The organism is Streptomyces sp. NPDC087440 (assembly GCF_044744005.1).
Taxonomy (GTDB): Bacteria; Actinomycetota; Actinomycetes; order Streptomycetales; family Streptomycetaceae; genus Streptomyces.
The window spans coordinates 53,204-70,802 of sequence record NZ_JBIUXN010000022.1; the positions used below are offsets into that span (position 1 = coordinate 53,204).

Sequence of the window (17,599 nt, forward strand, 5' to 3'; positions counted from 1 at the left end):
GACCAGGGCGCCTCCCCCGTTCGGCCCATTCGCGTCTACCCGGGCGGTACTGATCGAGTTGCGCCATGTGGTCGACCCCCGGGCGGAATGAACCACTCCGGTGCTGGTGCGGGCCTCCTCGGGTCCCGACGCGCAAGATCGGTGCGGCGCTTGTCCACCCGAACGGCCGAGTGGTGAGGAGCCTCACAAACCCCTGCTTCCGCTCGGAAACCGGACGTCGACCGGGTCAAGATCCGTGGGACGACAAGCCCCCGCCGTCGTGGCGGGGCGGTCCTGGCGGGCACCGCACGAGCACGGGTGCCGGCCGGGACGTCTGGTCGACGAAGGGTTGCGCATGCCTGCGCACGTCAACTGCCACGCTGTGGGGAACGACGACCCGGCGAAGAACGGCCCGGGGACACACCGTCCGGCGAAGGACGGACCGGAGAGGGACCTCTGGGCACCCGGCCCGGCACACAACAGCCAGCCGGAGGACCGCCGGGCACTCAGCGGCCCGCCCACGGGACGTCCGGCGGCGAACACCGCGCCCGCCTCCCGGCCCCCGACGAACGCCCCCCGTCCCGCGCGGTCCGGCCCGTCGCTGCTCGCCCGGGCGTCCACCGCCTCCGTCCTCACCCTCGCGGTGGTGGGCGCCGGGCTGGTGGTTCCCGGGGCGGCCGCGGAGGCCGAGGCCGCGACGCTCGCGACGAAGGCCCTCAACATCGCCGCCTCCAAGCGCGGCGCCCCCTACAAGTTCGGCGCCACCGGCCCCACCAGGTTCGACTGTTCCGGGCTGACGCTGTACTCCTTCAAGCGGGCCGGGAAGACCCTGCCGCGCACGGCGCAGTCGCAGTACAACAAGACCCGGCACATCTCCGCGTCCCAACGCCAGCGCGGCGACCTCGTCTTCTTCCACCGGGGGCGCAGCGTCTACCACGTCGGCATCTACGCGGGGTCGAACAAGATCTGGCACTCGCCCCGGAGCGGCACGGTGGTGCGGCTGGAGCGGATCTGGTCGAAGAGCGTCTGGTACGGCCGGGTGAAGTGACCGCCGGCCGACGACGCCACTGACGCATCGTCAACTCAGCGCGCACGGCGGCGCGTCGGGGGCACCATCCCCGACGCGCCGCCGTCCGTCCGGCACTCGGTCCACACGTGGGCGCCGTCACCTCTGCACGGGCACGGTCCACGGCAGTGCGATCCACACGGTCTTGCCGCCCTCGGCGGTGGGGGTGACCGAGAGCCGCCCGCCGCACTCGGCGACGAGCGAGCGGATGATGACCATGCCGCGGCCGTTGTCCTGCTGGACGGCGGCGGGCAGCCGTTGGGGCCAGCGCGGATGGCTGTCGGTGACCCCGATGCGCAGTCGCTCGTCCCGCTCCAGCGAGACGTCGACCGTGAAGGTGGGCGACTGGCCGAAGGTGTGCTGCACGGCGTTGGTCGCCAGTTCCGAGACGATCAGCCGTACGGTGTCGGCGGTGTCGGAATCCGCCGACAGGCCCCATTCGACGAGGACTTCGGCGACGTATTTCCGGGCCGTGGACACCGAGGCGGGATCGCTCGGCAGGGTGACGGATACTTCCTGGTGGTCTGCCATGGCGACGCTGTCCCTTTCCCACCGGGGCCGGACTCTCAGTCGTACGCGGATCTGTGCGGGGCGGCCCCTGACGTGTTCCGCGCCAGAGTGTCACTCATGGTGCGCGCGCGGGGGGCGTTCCCCCCAGACATACATATATCTGCCACTCAAAGTAGTGAACTCTGCGACGCAGGACCGCATGTGACCGCACACTGACTTCCGGCGGGGATGGGATGCAACACCGGAAGGAGTCGGGAATGCGCCACGGTCCCGCGGTACGCCGCCGCAAGCTGGGAGAGGAACTGCGCAGACTGCGCGACAGGGCGGGTCTCACCAGCCCGGAGGCCGCGCGTCTGGTCGGCTGGCACCAGTCGAAGGTGAGCCGGATCGAGACGGGCCGCAGTGGCGTCAAGCCCGAGGACGTGACCCGACTGCTGGAGGTGTACGACCTCCAGGACCCCCAACTGCGGCTGCTGCTCGAAGCGTTGGCGCGCACGGCGGGCGAGTCGGGAACGCAGTGGTGGCACGCGTACCGGGGACTGCTGCCCAGTCAGTACCGGGACTTCATCTCGCTGGAGTCGCAGGCCTGCTCGGCACGCACGCTGGAGACCTCGGTGGTGCCGGGACTGCTCCAGACGCCGGACTACGCGCGCGAGGTGACACGGGCCATGCTGCCCAAGCTGTCGGCGAAGAAGATCGACACCTTGGTGGAGGTCCGGCTGGCGCGACAGGAAGTACTGCGTTCGCAGGACCCGTTGGTACTGAGCGCGGTGCTGGACGAGGCGGTGCTGCGCAGGCAGGTGGGCGGCGGACGCGTCATGAAGGAGCAGATTCGGCATGTGCGCCGGGCAATGGAATTGCCGCACGTCCGGTTACAGGTGCTCCCCTTTGCGTCGGGAGCGCACACGGGTCTCACCGGTGCTTTCGTTATCTTCTCCTTTCCGGCCATTGCCGATCTGGATGTGGTTGTTATCGACCACTTGGCGAGTAGCCTCTCCCTGGAACGGAAAGAAGACCTTGCGGAATACTCCGGAGCATTCCGCGAGATCCAGGAACAGGCACTGTCCCCGCAGGAGTCGCTGCGCCTGATCGACGGCATCGAAAGCGGCGCCTGACCACTTCCCCGTACCGGTGACGACGCGCAGGGAGACACCATGTCCCCACACCTCGGAGTCGTACCTTCCAGCTCGCTTCTGCCCGACGCAGCGTGGCGTCGCAGCAGTCGCAGCACCGGCATGAACAACTGCGTGGAAACCGCTTCGGCCCCCGGCGGCCTGCAAGCCGTCCGGGACTCCAAGCGCGTGCTGCTGCCCGCTCTCCTCTTCACCCCGCACGCATGGGCGCGCTTCGTCGGCGCGGTGCGCGAAGAGGCACTCTGACGCACTTCTGACGGTCCCTCACCTCGCGGGTGCGGTACGGACGATGGTGTCCACCGCACCCGCGAGCTGTGCCTCGTCGAGGTCGGCCCGGGCGGTCAGCCGCAGCCGGGAGATCCCGTCGGGCACGGACGGCGGCCGGAAGCACCCCACCCCCAGCCCTTCCCTGCGGCAGTCGGCGGCCCATCGCAGCGCGGCCTCCGCAGAAGGCGCCTGTACGGAGACCACGGCCGCGTCCGGCACGGCGGCGAGAAGACCCGCGCCGGTCACCCGCCGGTGCACGGTATGCGCGACCTCGCGCGCCCGCACGGCCCGGCCGGGCTCCCGGCGCAGCAGCCGCAGCGCGGCGAGCGCCCCGCCGACGGCCGCCGGGGCGAGCCCGGTGTCGAAGATGAAGGTGCGGGCGGCGTTGACCAGGTGGTCGATGACGTGCGCGGGACCGAGCACCGCACCGCCCTGACTGCCCAGCGACTTGGAGAGGGTGACGGTGGCGACGACGTCCGAGTCACCCGCGAGCCCCGCCGCGTGCAGGGCGCCACGCCCGCCCTCGCCGAGCACGCCGAGCCCGTGCGCGTCGTCGACGACGAGCCCTGCCCCGAACTCCCGCACTACAGCAGCGATGTCACCCAACGGAGCCGCGTCACCATCCACCGAGAAGACCGAGTCGGTGACCACCAGGGCCTCCCCCGCATGCCCGTCCAGGAGCTTGCGCACGGCGGCGGGGTCGGTGTGCGCGGCGACGGCGGTCTCCGCCCGCGACAGACGGCAACCGTCCACGATGGAGGCGTGGTTGCCCGCGTCGGAGACGATCAGGGAGCCGCGCGCGGTCAGCGCGGTGAGCGCCGCGAGGTTGGCCGCGTACCCGGAGGACAGCACGAGCGCGGCCTCGAACCCGGTGAACTCGGCGAGCTCCCGCTCCAGTTCGGCGTGCAGCTCGGTGCTCCCGGTGACGAGCCGCGAGCCGGTGGCCCCGGCGCCCCACCGGCGGGCGGCCTCGGCGGCGGCCCCGGTGACCTCGGGGTGACGGGTGAGGCCGAGGTAGTCGTTGCTCGCGAGGTCCAGGAGGGGACTGTCGGCGGCGCGCGGCCGCAGCGTCCGGACGAGCCCGGCGCGTTCCCGGTGCGCGGCCTCCTCGGCGAGCCGTCCGAAGGGGGTCGGGGTGGTGACGCGCTGGGGCATGGGTGGACCCTCCGTGGAGCAGGGAAGCGAAGCGGTGAACGGATGCGCCCGCCCAAGGCGGGGCACACGGGAACGCATGCCGCTTTTGTAGGCAGCCCACAGACACTAGCCGCCCCGAACCGCTCTCAGGGTGTGGCAATACCCACACCTCGAACGCGCCCTGTTGTACGAATCCTCCTTGGCCCGGGGCAGTGCCATGGTTCAGGATCATGCCCATGGACCTGCTGAACACACTGGTGGAGAAGGGGCTGCGGCGCGAGCTGCCGACCCGTGAAGAAGCGCTCGCCGTGCTGGCGACGACGGACGACGAACTGCTCGACGTGGTGGCTGCTGCCGGCAAGGTGCGCCGCCAGTGGTTCGGGCGGCGGGTGAAGCTGAACTACCTCGTCAACCTCAAGTCGGGCCTGTGCCCGGAGGACTGCTCGTACTGCTCGCAGCGGCTCGGTTCCAAGGCCGAGATCCTCAAGTACACCTGGCTGAAGGCCGACGAGGCGTCGCAGGCGGCAGCCGCCGGGGTCGCGGGCGGCGCCAAGCGGGTCTGTCTGGTGGCGAGCGGTCGCGGCCCGACGGACAAGGACGTGGACCGCGTCTCGAAGACCATCGAAGCAATCAAGGAGCAGAACGAGGGCGTGGAGGTGTGCGCCTGCCTCGGCCTGCTCTCCGACGGCCAGGCCGAACGCCTGCGCGCCGCGGGCGCGGACGCGTACAACCACAACCTCAACACCTCCGAGTCGACGTACGGCGACATCACCACCACCCACACCTACGCGGACCGCGTCGAGACCGTCCAGCAGGCCCAGGCCGCGGGACTCTCCGCCTGCTCCGGCCTGATCGCGGGCATGGGCGAGACGGACGCCGACCTCGTCGACGTCGTCTTCTCGCTGCGCGAACTCGACCCGGACTCCGTCCCGGTGAACTTCCTGATCCCCTTCGAGGGCACCCCGCTCGCCAAGGAGTGGAACCTCACCCCGCAGCGGGCGCTGCGCATCCTGGCGATGGTCCGCTTCGTCTGCCCGGACGTCGAGGTACGCCTCGCGGGCGGCCGCGAAGTGCACCTGCGCACCATGCAGCCCCTCGCCCTGCACCTGGTCAACTCCATCTTCCTGGGCGATTACTTGACCAGTGAGGGCCAGGCGGGTCAGGCGGACCTGGACATGATCGCGGACGCGGGCTTCGAGGTGGAGGGCACGGACACGACGACCCTGCCGGGCCACCGCGCGACGGCGGGCGGCGGCTGCGGCTCGGACGCCTCCTCCTCGGCCGACGGCTGCGGCTCGGTGTGCGGTACGACGACGGCCCCGGACGAGCCCGCTCTCCCCGCCGCCCGCGAGGAGGCCCGTACGGACCTGGTCGCGGTACGACGCCGTGGCGCGGGAACGGACCTCGCACCCAATGCCTGACCAGCTCCTCTCCCCCACGGACCTCCTGCGCCTGGACCGGGAACACGTCTGGCACCCGTACGGCCCGATGCCCGGCCGCGTCGAACCCCTCCTGGTGGAATCGGCGTCGGGCGTGCGCCTGCGCCTGGCGCAACCCGCCTTCGGGCAGACCGAGTTGATCGACGGGATGTCGTCCTGGTGGTCGGCGATCCACGGCTACAACCACCCGGTCCTCAACGAGGCGGCCCGCGAGCAGCTCGACCGGATGAGCCACGTGATGTTCGGCGGCCTCACCCACGAGCCGGCCGTGCGGCTGGCCGCGAAGCTCGTCGAGATCACCCCGGAGCCCCTGCGCCACGTCTTCCTCTGCGACTCCGGCTCGGTGTCGGTCGAGGTCGCCGTCAAGATGTGCCTCCAGCACTGGCGCTCGGTGGGCCGCCCGGCCAAGCAGCGCCTGCTGACCTGGCGCGGCGGCTACCACGGCGACACCTGGCAGCCGATGTCGGTGTGCGACCCGGACGGCGGGATGCACGAGCTGTGGCAGGGCGTCCTGCCCCGTCAGCTCTTCGTCCCGGAGCCCCCCGTCTCCTACGAGGAGTCGTACGCGGACCTGCTCCGCGAGACGATCGCGCGGCACGCGGACGAGCTGGCGGCGGTGATCGTGGAGCCGGTGGTGCAGGGCGCGGGCGGCATGCGCTTCCACGCGCCGGAGTACCTGCGGGTGCTGCGGGAGGCGTGCGACGCGCACGACGTGCTGCTGGTCTTCGACGAGATCGCGACGGGATTCGGCCGTACGGGCACGCTGTTCGCGGCGGAGCAGGCGGCGGTCTCCCCCGACGTGATGTGCCTGGGCAAGGCCCTGACGGGCGGCTACCTGACGATGGCGGCCACCTTGTGCACGGCGCGGGTGGCGGAGGGGATCTCGCAGGGCGAGGTGCCGGTGCTGGCGCACGGCCCGACGTTCATGGCGAACCCGCTGGCCGCGGCGGTGGCGTGCGCCTCCATCGACCTGCTGCTGTCGCAGGACTGGCAGGCGGAGGTCAAGCGCCTGGAGACGGGCCTGTGGGAGGGGCTCGCGCCGGCGCGGGAGATGGCGGGGGTGCGGGATGTGCGGGTGCTCGGAGGGATCGGGGTGGTGCAGCTCGACCATGCGGTGCCGATGGCCGCGGCGACGGAGGCGGCGGTGCGGGAGGGGGTGTGGGTGCGGCCGTTCCGGGACTTGGTGTATGTGATGCCGCCGTATGTGATGGGGGATGAGGATGTGGGGAGGGTGGGGCGGGGGGTTTGTGCGGCGGTGGGGGCGGGGTAGGGGCGCGGGGCGGCGGGGTCGGATGGGCACCCGGTGCCCGGGGGCGCGGGGCGGGGCTCGGTCGGGTCGGCACCCGGTGCCGGGGCGGGTTCTCTCCCCTCCCCGCCCCTTCCCGTAACCCTGCGGGGCTGTTGCACGGTTCCGTGCGGGTGGGTGGGTGGCTGGTCGCGCAGTTCCCCGCGCCCCTGAATGCCTGCCCTTCGGGCGGCATATCAGGGGCGCGCCAGGCATATCAGCCCGTCCGGCGTTTGAGGACGCGCGGGCGGAGCCCGTGCAGGGGGCGAGGGGCGTAGCCCCATCAGGAACAGCAACCCACCACCCAGCCTCGCGAGTTTAGGTGAAGGGGCGGGACCGGGGCGGGCGCCGCAGGCAATCGGGGTGCCGGGGACGGCACCAGCAGGGCCCCGCGCAGCCGGCCCGTCACGAAGGGGCCGCACCACCCATTCCGTAGAACACAGAGCAAGGAGCACCCATGACCACCCTCGTCATCACCGGCACCAACACCGACATCGGCAAGACCGTCGTCACCGCCGCCCTCGCCACCCTCGCCCGCGCCGCCGGCCGTCGCGTGGCCGTCTTCAAGCCCGCCCAGACCGGCATCGCCCCCGGCGAACCCGGCGACGCGCACGTCGCCGCGCGGCTGGCCGGGGAGGGGGTCACGGCCGTCGAGCTGGCGAGGTTCCCGGAGCCGCTGGCTCCGGCCACCTCCGCCCGGCGGGCCGGGCTGCCCCCCGTCACCCCGCAGGCCGCCGCCGACGCCGTCCGCAAGCTGGAGGCCAAGTACGACCTCGTGCTCGTCGAAGGCGCGGGAGGCCTCCTCGTCCACCTGGACGACGAAGGCGGCACCCTGGCCGACGTCGCCGCGCTCCTCGACGCGCCCGTCCTCGTCGTCGCCGCCCCCGCCCTCGGCACGCTGAACATCGTGCAGTTGACCGGCGAGGCCCTGCGCGCCCGGGGCCTGACGACGCGCGGCGTCGTCATCGGCGCCTGGCCGCACGAACCCGGCCTCGCCGAGCGCTGCAACGTCAGGGAGCTCGCCGCGATGGCGGGCGCGCCCCTGCTCGGCGCGGTCCCCGAGGGCGCGGGCGGCCTCGACCCCGCACGTTTCGCGGCCGACGCGTCCGGCTGGCTGGCCCGGGAGCTGGGCGGCACCTGGAGCGCGGAGGACTTCACCGCCGCCGCCGACCGTACGTAGGCTGCCGATCATGCGAGCACGTATCGACGAAATCGTCTTCGACTGCGCCAACCCGTCCGCCCTCGCCCGCTTCTGGGCGAACCTGGTCGGCGGCGAGCCCCAGGACCGCGACGCGCACTGGTCGTACATCGACGTCCCCGACTTCACCCGGCTCGCCTTCCAGCGCGTCCCGGAGGGCAAGTCGGCCAAGAACCGGCTGCACATCGACCTGGTGGCCGACGACATCCCGGCGTTCAGCGCCGAGGCGGTGGCGCTGGGGGCGACGCTGTCCGGCGGGATCGTGACGCAGGAGGTCGGCTCCTTCCAGGTGCTGCTGGACCCGGAGGGCAACGAGTTCTGCTTCGTGAGCAGCCCGTAAGCGGCTCACAGGCGACCCATAGGCAACCCACAACGGGCTGACGGGCTGTCACCATCCGCCCCCAGGAGGACAATCGCGGTGTCCGCCCGCACCCCGGAGCCCCCGGGGGCTCCACGGAGGAGGTCCGCGATGGCCGATCGCCCACGCCTGTCCCGACACGTCCGGCGCCGCTCCCGCAAGGTCCCGCACGACGCCGTGCAGCACCCCCTGTTCGCCCGGTTCTACGCCCGGCTCAGCGTCTCCGCGGACGTACGCGGCGGCATCGCGGCCCACCGGGCGGAACTGCTGGCCGGGCTGTCCGGCCGGGTGCTGGAGGTCGGCGCGGGCAACGGGCTGAACTTCGCCCACTACCCGGCGACGGTCTCCGAGGTGGTCGCCATCGAACCGGAGCGCTCCCTGCGCCGGTTGGCCCTGGACGAGGCGCTGAGGGCAGGCATCCCGGTGGACGTGGTGCCGGGTGCGGCGGAGGCGCTCCCGGTCAAGAGCGAGGCGTACGACGCGGTGGTGTTCTCCCTGGTGCTGTGCAGCGTACGGAACGTGGACCGGGCCCTCGCGGAGGCCCGGCGGGTCCTGCGCCCCGGCGGTGAGCTGCGCTTCTTCGAGCACGGGCGCGACGAGCGGCGCGGGATGGCGGCCCTCCAGCGGGGCCTGGACAGGACCGTGTGGCCGCTGCTGTTCGGCAACTGCCACACCTCCCGGGACCCCCTCGCCTCGATCCGTGCGGCCGGGCTCGAACTCGGCGCGTTCCGGCGGCTGAACGTACCGGAGAAGGGGCCGCGGCTGCCGTCGTCGGCGTGTGTGCTGGGGGTGGCGATGCGTCCGGCAGACAGTTAGGTTCAAGGTCGGTGCACGGTGAACCGAGTACCCCTCAATCCCCCTCCACAGAAGGAGACTTCGTGGTCAGGCCGTTCCGTTTCTCGGTCAACATGGTGACGCTGAACGACGCCGGCGAGTGGGCCGCCCGATGCCGTCGGGCGGAGGAGATCGGGTACGACGTGATCCAGGTGGCCGACCATCTGGGGATGCCCTCCCCGTTCCCGGCGATGGTCGCCGCGGCGGCCGCCACCGAACGCCCGAGAATCGGCACGTTCGTGCTCAACGCGGCCTTCTGGAACCCGGCGCTGCTGGCCCGCGAGGTGGCGACCGTCGACAACCTGACCGGCGGACGGCTGGAGGTGGGCATCGGCGCCGGGTACGTCAAGGAGGAGCACGAGACGGCGGGCATCGAGTACCGGTCGCCCGGCGGCCGGGTCGACCATCTGGCGCGTACGGTCGAGGAGTTGGACCGGTTCCTGCGCGACGCGAGCCACGTTCCGAAGCCGGTGCAGCGGCCCCGCCCGCCGCTGCTGATCGCGGGCGGCGGCGACCGGGTGCTGAAACTGGCGGCCGAGCACGCGGACGTGGTGGCGTTCGCGGGCGGACTCCAGGTCACGCCGGGCGAGCTGCGGGTGCTCAGCGCCGAGGGAATGGACGAACGGGTCGCCCTCTACCGGAAGTTCGCGGCCGGGCGGACGACGGAGACGGAGCTGAACCTGCTGATCCAGCTGGTCGTGATCACCGACGACCGCAGGGCCGCGGTGCGGGACTACCTGGCCCACGCCCCGTACCTGACGGAGGAGGAAGTGCTGGAGCTGCCCGTCCTCGCGGTCGGCACGGTCGAGCAGATCGCGGAGCAGTTCCGGGCCACCCGGGAGCGCTACGGCTTCTCCTACTTCAGCATCCTGGAGCCGTACATGGAGGCCTTCGCCCCGGTCGTCGAGGCGCTGCGCGGCACCTGACCACATGGTGAGAAACGGGCTCGCCCCCGCTCGCGGCCCGGTGATGGGATGCCGCCATGAGCGATCACCAGAGCACGTCCCTGCGCCCCGCCACCCCCGCCGACCTCGACGCCGTCCTCGCCTTCTGGAAGACCGCCGCCGAGGGCACCAGCATCAGCGACGACCGGGACGGCGTCGAGCGGCTGGTGGCCCGCGACCCGCAGGCGCTGATCCTGGCGGAGCGCGACGGCGAGCTCGTCGGCACGGTGATCGCCGGATTCGACGGCTGGCGGTGCAGCCTGTACCGGCTGGCCGTGCATCCCGACCACCGGCGGCAGGGCATTTCCAGGGCCCTCCTCGCGGCGGCCGAGGAGCGGTTCACGGCGCTCGGCGGGCGGCGCGGGGACGCGATGGTGCTGGACGCGAACGACACGGCGCACCCCGCGTGGCGGGCGGCCGGTTACGCGCCCGAGCCGCAGTGGTCCCGCTGGGTCAAGCCGCTCGCACACTGACTCGCCCACCGAGCGGGTGTACCGCACCCACCCGGTAATTTTGCCGGTCGTTTACCCTTGGTCACTCACTCCGATGAATCGACGGGGCAGGCGTCCGCCGTGCCCCGCCTCATCGCACTCTTCGAAAGGTGTGAGCGTCCGCCCATGGGCGAGCCTCCCAGTAGCCGACATCGCGCGATCCTCCCGACCCTGAACGATCATGGGACGGAGGTGAACCGATGATTGAAGTGCTTCTGCTCCTCGTGGCGCTGCTGCTCTCGCTGATCTGCGGCGCCTTCGTCGCGGCCGAGTTCTCGCTGACGACGGTGGAGCGCGGCGACCTGGAGCGGGCCGTCGAGCGCGGCGAGCGGGGTGCCGAGAGCGCCCTGAAGGCCGTGCGCGGCCTGACCTTCCAGCTCTCCGGCGCCCAGCTCGGCATCACCGTCACCAACCTCCTCGTCGGCATGCTCTCCGAGCCGTCGATCTCCAAACTGCTCAAGGGGCCGGTCGAGGCGATCGGCCTGTCCCCCGCCGTGGCGTCCTCGGCGGCCCTGGTCATCGGTACGGCGCTCTCCACGGTCGTGCTGATGGTCGTCGGCGAGCTGGTCCCCAAGAACTGGGCGATCTCCTCGCCGCTGGCCGTCGCGAAGGTCGTGGCGACCCCGCAGCGCTGGTTCACGGCCGCGTTCAAGCCGCTGATCAGCCACCTCAACAACACCGCCAACCGCATCCTGCGCCGCTTCGGCATGGAGCCCGCCGAGGAGCTGGCGTCCGCTCGCAGCCCGCAGGAGCTGGTCGCGCTGGCCCGTCACTCCGCCAAGGAGGGCGCGCTGGAGGCGGACACCGCCGAGCTGTTCGTCCGTACGCTCAACCTGGCGGAACTGACCGCCGAGAACGTGATGACGCCGCGCGTGCAGGTCACCGCACTGGATGTGCTGGCCACCGCCGAGGACGTCGCGAACGCCACCCGGGCCACCGGCCTGTCCCGCTTCCCCGTCTACCGGGGCAGCCTGGACTCCGTCGTCGGCCTGGTGCACATCAAGGACGTCCTGGCCGTCCCCGCCGACCGCAGGCCCCGCCACCCGGTCACCGAACTGGTCCGCGAGCCCCTGCTCGTACCGGAGACGCTGACCGTGGACAAGCTGCTGGACCGGCTGTCCGGCAAGCGCACGATGGCCGTGGTCATCGACGAGTACGGCGGCACGGCCGGTGTGGTCACGCTGGAGGACATCGTCGAGGAGGTCGTCGGCGAGGTGCGCGACGAGCACGACCCGCACGAGACCCCCGACCTGGCCCGCGCGGGCGAGGACACCGAGGGCCACGACCTGTGGTCGGCGGACGGCGCCGCCCGCTGCGACCAGCTGGAGCGGATCGGGATGCGGGTGCCGGACGGCCCGTACGAGACGCTGGCCGGGCTGATCGCCAACGAGCTGGGCCGCATCCCCGAGGTGGGTGACTGCGTGGAGCTGTCCGGCTGGCAGCTGGACGTGGTGGACGCGAGCGGCAGGAGGGCGGCCCGGGTGCTCATGCACGCGCCGCTGGCCGCCGACGTCGAGCAGGACGAGACCGCGGAGGCCGGACGATGATCGCGATACAGCTCCTCATCGGCCTGCTCACGCTGGTCGTCAACGCCTTCTTCGTCGGCGCGGAATTCGCGCTGATCTCGGTGCGGCGTTCCCAGATCGAGCCGCAGGCCGAGGCCGGGAACCGCAGGGCGCGCAGCGTCATCTGGGGCCTGGAGCACGTCTCGGCGCTGCTGGCCGCCGCCCAGCTGGGCATCACGCTGTGCACCCTGGTGCTCGGTGTGGTCGCCGAGCCCGCCATCGAGCACCTGCTCACGCCGCTGTTCGAGGCGGTGGGCGTGCCGGACGCGCTGACCCACGCGATCTCCTTCGCGATCGCGCTGGCGCTGGCGACGTACCTGCACATGCTGCTCGGCGAGATGGTGCCGAAGAACATCGCGCTGGCCGAGCCGACGAAGACCGCGCTGCTGCTGGGCCCGCCGCTGGTGGCGCTCGCCCGGGCGCTGCGTCCGGTGATCTTCGCGATCAACTCCTTCGCCAACCTGCTGCTGAAGCTGCTGAAGGTGGAGACCAAGGACGAGGTGTCGGCGACGTTCTCGGACGACGAGCTGGCCCGGCTGGTGAAGGACACCGAGGACGCGGGTCTGCTGGACGACCGGGCCGCCGAGCGGCTGCGGGACGCCCTGGAACTGGGGCGACGCCCGGTGCGGGACGTCGTGATGCCGGTCGAGCGGGTCGTGTACGCGCAGGTGGGGACGACGCCGGAGGAACTGGAGCGGCTCGCGGCCGAGTCCGGGTTCTCCCGCTTCCCGGTGCTGGACTCCACCCGGCGCATCCTGGGCTACCTGCACGTGAAGGACGCCCTGGACGCGACGCCCCGTGACCTGCCGTTCCCGGTCTCCGCGATGCGGCCGATCGCACGGGTACGGGCCGAGACCCCGCTGGACGACGTGCTCACCGCGATGCGCCGCAGCCGTACGCACCTGGCCGCCGTGGCGGACGAGGACGGCCGCCCGGCCGGGCTGGTCACCATGGAGGACGTGCTGCGGGAACTGGTGGGGCCGCCGCAGCAGGCCTGACGGACGCTGTGCCCGACCTCTCCGCCGAGAGGTCGGGCATTGTCGTTTCCCGACCGTACGTGCCCACACGTGATTGGGTACGATCGCTCCGCCATGGAGATGAATGCCACCTACACCAGTCTTGTCGCGGTCGGCGACTCCTTCACCGAGGGAATGTCCGACCTCCTGCCCGACGGTTCCTACCGCGGCTGGGCCGATCTGCTCGCCGCCCGGATGGCCGCACGCACACCCGGCTTCCGGTACGCGAACCTCGCCGTACGCGGGAAGCTGATCGGCCAGATCGCCGACGAGCAGGCACCGCGCGCCGCCGCGATGAAGGCGGACGTGGTGACGCTGGTGGGCGGCCTGAACGACGCCCTGCGCCCGAAGGTCGACATGGGCCACGTCCGCGCCAAGCTCACCGAGGCGGTCGAGCAGCTCGCCCCCTCCTGCAAGCAGCTGGTCCTGATGCGCAGCCCCGGCCGCAACGGTCCGGTCATGGAGCGCTTCCGGCCGCGCATGGAGGAGCTCTTTGTGATCGTCGAGGAGCTCGCGGCCCGGCACGACGCGGTCGTCGTCGACCTGTACGGGGCGGCCGTGCTCGGCGACCAGCGGATGTGGGACGTGGACCGCCTCCACCTCACCGCCGAGGGGCACCGCCGCGTCGCCGAGGCGGTCTGGCAGGCGCTCGGCCTGGAGGCCGAGGACGACTGGCTGTGCCCGCTGCCCGACGCGGTGCCGCCGAAGTGGGTCGCGCGCCGGGTCGGCGACGCACGGTTCGCGCGCGAGCACCTGGTGCCGTGGATCGGTCGCAGGCTGACGGGACGCTCGTCGGGGGACGGCCGCCCGGCGAAGCGGCCCGAGCTGCTGCCGTACGAGAGCATGCGCGAGGTCACGGAGGACGGCCCGGTCCGCTGAGCCGGGAGGGGCCCGTGCCGCGGCGCGGGGCCCCCGCTCTCGTAGCAACGTACGAACGAACCCGTGGCCCTGGCCTGCACAAACCCCCAGTAGAATCCGGTCATGTGACTGCTGCACCTGCGAAGCCTCGCATCCCCAATGTCCTGGCCGGCCGCTACGCCTCCGCGGAGCTTGCCGTCCTGTGGTCCCCCGAGCAGAAGGTCAAGCTGGAGCGCCAGCTGTGGCTGGCCGTGCTGCGTGCGCAGAAGGACCTCGGGATCGAGGTTCCGGACCAGGCGCTCGCCGACTACGAGCGCGTGCTCGACCAGGTCGACCTGGCCTCCATCGCCGAGCGCGAGAAGGTCACGCGCCACGACGTGAAGGCGCGCATCGAGGAGTTCAACGCCCTCGCCGGGCACGAGCAGGTCCACAAGGGCATGACGTCCCGCGACCTCACCGAGAACGTCGAGCAGCTCCAGATCCGCCTCTCGCTCGAACTGATGCGGGACCGCACGGTCTCCGTCCTCGCCCGCCTCGGCAAGCTGTCGGCGGAGTACGCCGAGCTGGTCATGGCCGGTCGCTCGCACAACGTCGCCGCCCAGGCCACCACCCTCGGCAAGCGCTTCGCGACCGCCGCCGACGAGCTGCTCGTCGCGTACGGCCGCCTGGAGGAGCTGCTCGGCCGCTACCCGCTGCGCGGCATCAAGGGCCCCGTCGGCACCGCGCAGGACATGCTCGACCTGCTCGGCGGCGACGCGGAGAAGCTGGCGGAGCTGGAGCAGCGCATCGCCGGTCACCTCGGCTTCGCGCACGCCTTCACCTCGGTCGGCCAGGTCTACCCGCGCTCGCTGGACTACGAGGTGGTGACCGCGCTGGTGCAGCTCGCCGGCGCCCCCTCCTCCGTCGCGAAGACGATCCGTCTGATGGCGGGCCACGAGCTGGTCACCGAGGGCTTCAAGCCCGGCCAGGTCGGCTCCTCCGCGATGCCGCACAAGATGAACACCCGCTCCTGCGAGCGCGTCAACGGCCTGATGGTCATCCTGCGCGGTTACGCGTCGATGACCGGCGAGCTGGCGGGCGACCAGTGGAACGAGGGCGACGTGTCCTGCTCCGTGGTCCGCCGGGTGGCGCTCCCGGACGCGTTCTTCGCCTTCGACGGCCTGCTGGAGACCTTCCTGACCGTCCTGGACGAGTTCGGCGCGTTCCCGGCCGTCGTCGCCCGCGAGCTGGATCGCTACCTCCCCTTCCTCGCCACGACGAAGGTCCTGATGGCCGCCGTACGGGCCGGGGTCGGCCGGGAGGCCGCGCACGAGGTCATCAAGGAGCACGCGGTGGCCTCCGCGCTCGCCATGCGCGAGCAGGGCGCCGAGCGCAACGAGCTGCTGGACAAGCTGGCCGCCGACGACCGGATGCCGCTGGACCGCGCGCAGCTGGACGAGCTGATGGCGGACAAGCTGTCCTTCACGGGTGCCGCGGGCCAGCAGGTCTCCGTCCTGGTCGCCCGCATCGAGGAGATCGCCAAGCAGCACCCCGAGGCGGCGGCCTACACCCCCGGCTCGATCCTCTGAGGCGCCGTGTCTCCTGAGGAACTCCGGGCCGCCCGCGACCGCGTCATCCCCGACGTGGTCGCGGGCGGCCTGCGTGTGCTGTTCTGCGGCATCAACCCGGGCCTGATGTCGGCGGCCACCGGCTACCACTTCGCCCGCCCCGGCAACCGGTTCTGGCCGGTGCTGCACCGGTCGGGCTTCACCCCGCGCCAGTTGCAGCCGGACGAACAGGACGAACTCCTCTCGTACGGTCTGGGCATCACCAACGTCGTCGCGCGGGCCAGCGCCCGGGCGGACGAGCTGAGCGCGGAGGAGTACCGCGAGGGCGGGCGGCTGCTCACCGAGAAGGTGGAGCGGCTGGGGCCGACGTGGCTGGCGGTGGTCGGTGTGACCGCGTACCGCACGGCCTTCGGCGAGAAGAAGGCGCGGATCGGACCGCAGGAACGGACCATCGGCGGGGCCCGGGTCTGGGCGCTGCCCAACCCCAGCGGACTCAACGCGCACTGGAGCCTGGAGGCGATGGCCGAGGAGTACGGGCGACTGCGCGAGGCGTCGGCGGATGTTACGGGCGGGTAGCGCCCGGCAACGATCCGGTTCCGCTTTGTACGCTGCGGCTCGCCCCGCGTCTGGCCAGCGGATACGATCCAGCAGCCAGACACACGTACGAGCCGGGAGGACACGTTGGGGCGGCTGACCGGCGGAGATCCGTCTCTGTTGCGGCGGATCAACTCCGCGGTGGTGCTGCACGCCCTGCGCGGCGCGGACTCCGCGGACTCCCCCACCCTCACCGACCTGACCCGGGTCACCGGGCTGTCCCGGCCGACCGTCGAGGGCGTGGTCGAGGGTCTCATCGAGACCGGGCTCGTCGTGGAGGCGGAGGCCGAGGAGGGCGGGGCCAAGCGGCAGGGGCGGCCCGCGCGGCGGTTCCGGTTCCGGGCCGAGGCGGGACACCTGCTGGGCATCGAGATCGGGCCGCACCGGATCTCGGCGCTGATCTCCGGACTCGACGGGCGGATCGTCGGCGCGGGCTCGCGCGAGGTCGACGAGTCGGCGAGCGCGGACGACCGCCTGGAGCGGGTACGGGCCGTGGTGGCCGATGTGCTGCGCCGGGCCGGAGTGGCGCGCAGCTCGCTGCGGGCGGTGGGCGTGGGCAGCCCGGGGATCGTGGAGGCCGACGGCACAGTGCGCCTCGGCACGGCACTCCCCGGCTGGACCGGACTCCCCCTGGGCGAACGGCTCCGCCGCTCGTTCCGCTGCCCCGTCCTGGTCGAGAACGACGCGAACACCGCCGCCGTGGCCGAGCACTGGAAGGGCGTCGGCCAGGACACCGACGACATGGTCTTCGTCCTGGCCGGACTGAGCCCGGGGGCGGGCTCCCTGATCGGCGGCCGCCTGCACCGGGGCTACGGCGGTGCGGCGGGCGAAATCGGCGCACTGCACCTCCTCGGCCAGGAGGACCGCCCCGAGAGCCTGCTCTCCACCACGGACGAGCCCCTGCACCCGCTGGACGAGCAGGCGGTGGCGGCGGTCTTCGCGCAGGCCAAGCGGGGGGATGCGCGGGCGCGGGCGGCGATGGACCGCTTCCTGCAGCGCCTGGTGCACGACGTGGCGGCGCTGGTGCTGGCGCTGGACCCAGAGCTGGTGGTGGTGGGCGGCTGGGCCGCCGGCCTGGACGGCATCCTGGACCCCCTGCGCTCCGAACTCGAACGCTTCTGCCTGCGGCCGCCGAGGGTGGCCCTCTCCCTCCTCGGCGAGGCATCGGTCGCGACGGGGGCTCTGCGTCTCGCCCTGGACCACGTGGAGGAGCAACTCTTCGCGGTCGAAACCACGGTGACGGCCCGCCGCTGAGGCGCTGCCGCGCGGGGCTGCACTGGACCTGCGGCTCCGCCGCGCGGGCGCGCCCCTTCAGGGGCGCGGGGAACTGCGCGAGCAACCACGACGCACCCGCACGGGAACCGTGCATGCCCCCGCGGGT

The 17,599-nt window shown here is 72.2% G+C and carries 18 protein-coding genes; 16 read left to right on the forward strand and 2 right to left on the reverse strand.

What is annotated here, in order from left to right; genetic code table 11:
- Nucleotides 1–580: 580 nt before the first annotated feature.
- Nucleotides 581–1,027 carry a C40 family peptidase gene (locus ACIO3O_RS33510; RefSeq protein ID WP_401752669.1) on the forward strand — a complete coding sequence of 149 codons (447 nt, stop codon included), beginning with the start codon at nt 581–583 and terminating at the stop codon, nt 1,025–1,027.
- Nucleotides 1,028–1,144: 117 nt separating this feature from the next.
- Here the strand turns inward: ACIO3O_RS33510 and ACIO3O_RS33515 are convergent, their stop codons facing one another.
- Nucleotides 1,145–1,576, reverse strand: a complete 432-nt coding sequence (locus tag ACIO3O_RS33515) for an ATP-binding protein (protein ID WP_401752489.1) — start codon at nt 1,574–1,576, stop codon at nt 1,145–1,147.
- A gap of 236 nt (nt 1,577–1,812) precedes the next feature.
- Here ACIO3O_RS33515 and ACIO3O_RS33520 point away from each other — a divergent pair, with 236 nt between their 5' ends.
- Both ACIO3O_RS33520 and ACIO3O_RS33525 read left to right on the forward strand, forming a co-directional pair.
- Complete coding sequence (locus ACIO3O_RS33520) at nt 1,813–2,670, forward strand: helix-turn-helix domain-containing protein (protein ID WP_401752490.1); 858 nt, start codon at nt 1,813–1,815, stop codon at nt 2,668–2,670.
- A 39-nt stretch (nt 2,671–2,709) separates the two neighbouring features.
- Entirely contained in the window at nt 2,710–2,934 is a 225-nt protein-coding gene (locus ACIO3O_RS33525) for a DUF397 domain-containing protein (protein WP_401752492.1), read from the forward strand.
- An 18-nt stretch (nt 2,935–2,952) separates the two neighbouring features.
- Here ACIO3O_RS33525 and ACIO3O_RS33530 read toward each other — a convergent pair whose 3' ends face one another.
- Nucleotides 2,953–4,110: an 8-amino-7-oxononanoate synthase gene (locus ACIO3O_RS33530; protein WP_401752494.1), complete on the reverse strand. Its 1,158-nt coding sequence runs from the start codon at nt 4,108–4,110 to the stop codon at nt 2,953–2,955.
- Nucleotides 4,111–4,325: 215 nt separating this feature from the next.
- Between ACIO3O_RS33530 and bioB the strand changes: the two genes are divergently transcribed.
- The 13 genes from bioB to ACIO3O_RS33595 all read left to right on the forward strand — a co-directional run bounded on the left by bioB (nt 4,326) and on the right by ACIO3O_RS33595 (nt 17,472).
- Nucleotides 4,326–5,510 carry a biotin synthase BioB gene (gene bioB, locus ACIO3O_RS33535; protein ID WP_401752496.1) on the forward strand — a complete coding sequence of 395 codons (1,185 nt, stop codon included), beginning with the start codon at nt 4,326–4,328 and terminating at the stop codon, nt 5,508–5,510.
- The gene (locus ACIO3O_RS33540) at nt 5,503–6,798 is read left to right on the forward strand and encodes an adenosylmethionine--8-amino-7-oxononanoate transaminase (RefSeq protein WP_401752497.1); all 1,296 of its coding nucleotides are present in this window, start codon (nt 5,503–5,505) and stop codon (nt 6,796–6,798) included. Before bioB ends, ACIO3O_RS33540 begins: the two co-directional genes overlap by 8 nt.
- 472 nt (nt 6,799–7,270) lie before the next feature.
- Nucleotides 7,271–7,993 (forward strand): dethiobiotin synthase, encoded by a 723-nt coding sequence (gene bioD / locus ACIO3O_RS33545; RefSeq protein ID WP_401752499.1) that lies wholly within the window; start codon nt 7,271–7,273, stop codon nt 7,991–7,993.
- A gap of 10 nt (nt 7,994–8,003) precedes the next feature.
- Complete coding sequence (locus ACIO3O_RS33550) at nt 8,004–8,351, forward strand: VOC family protein (RefSeq protein ID WP_401752501.1); 348 nt, start codon at nt 8,004–8,006, stop codon at nt 8,349–8,351.
- A 129-nt stretch (nt 8,352–8,480) separates the two neighbouring features.
- Nucleotides 8,481–9,185: a class I SAM-dependent methyltransferase gene (locus tag ACIO3O_RS33555; RefSeq protein ID WP_401752503.1), complete on the forward strand. Its 705-nt coding sequence runs from the start codon at nt 8,481–8,483 to the stop codon at nt 9,183–9,185.
- A 62-nt stretch (nt 9,186–9,247) separates the two neighbouring features.
- Complete coding sequence (locus ACIO3O_RS33560) at nt 9,248–10,129, forward strand: LLM class F420-dependent oxidoreductase (RefSeq protein WP_401752505.1); 882 nt, start codon at nt 9,248–9,250, stop codon at nt 10,127–10,129.
- Between the two features lie 56 nt (nt 10,130–10,185).
- Nucleotides 10,186–10,620 carry a GNAT family N-acetyltransferase gene (locus ACIO3O_RS33565; protein ID WP_401752506.1) on the forward strand — a complete coding sequence of 145 codons (435 nt, stop codon included), beginning with the start codon at nt 10,186–10,188 and terminating at the stop codon, nt 10,618–10,620.
- Between the two features lie 218 nt (nt 10,621–10,838).
- Nucleotides 10,839–12,185 (forward strand): hemolysin family protein, encoded by a 1,347-nt coding sequence (locus tag ACIO3O_RS33570; RefSeq protein ID WP_401752508.1) that lies wholly within the window; start codon nt 10,839–10,841, stop codon nt 12,183–12,185.
- Entirely contained in the window at nt 12,182–13,201 is a 1,020-nt protein-coding gene (locus ACIO3O_RS33575) for a hemolysin family protein (RefSeq protein WP_401752509.1), read from the forward strand. The genes ACIO3O_RS33570 and ACIO3O_RS33575 overlap by 4 nt, the downstream gene beginning before the upstream one ends.
- 93 nt (nt 13,202–13,294) lie before the next feature.
- Nucleotides 13,295–14,098 carry an SGNH/GDSL hydrolase family protein gene (locus tag ACIO3O_RS33580; protein WP_401752510.1) on the forward strand — a complete coding sequence of 268 codons (804 nt, stop codon included), beginning with the start codon at nt 13,295–13,297 and terminating at the stop codon, nt 14,096–14,098.
- A 104-nt stretch (nt 14,099–14,202) separates the two neighbouring features.
- A complete protein-coding gene (gene purB, locus ACIO3O_RS33585) occupies nt 14,203–15,645 on the forward strand; it encodes an adenylosuccinate lyase (RefSeq protein ID WP_401752511.1) in 1,443 nt (480 codons plus the stop codon).
- 6 nt (nt 15,646–15,651) lie between these two features.
- Nucleotides 15,652–16,200 carry a G/U mismatch-specific DNA glycosylase gene (gene mug, locus ACIO3O_RS33590; protein ID WP_401752512.1) on the forward strand — a complete coding sequence of 183 codons (549 nt, stop codon included), beginning with the start codon at nt 15,652–15,654 and terminating at the stop codon, nt 16,198–16,200.
- Nucleotides 16,201–16,305: 105 nt separating this feature from the next.
- Nucleotides 16,306–17,472, forward strand: a complete 1,167-nt coding sequence (locus ACIO3O_RS33595) for an ROK family protein (protein WP_401752514.1) — start codon at nt 16,306–16,308, stop codon at nt 17,470–17,472.
- Nucleotides 17,473–17,599: the final 127 nt, after the last annotated feature.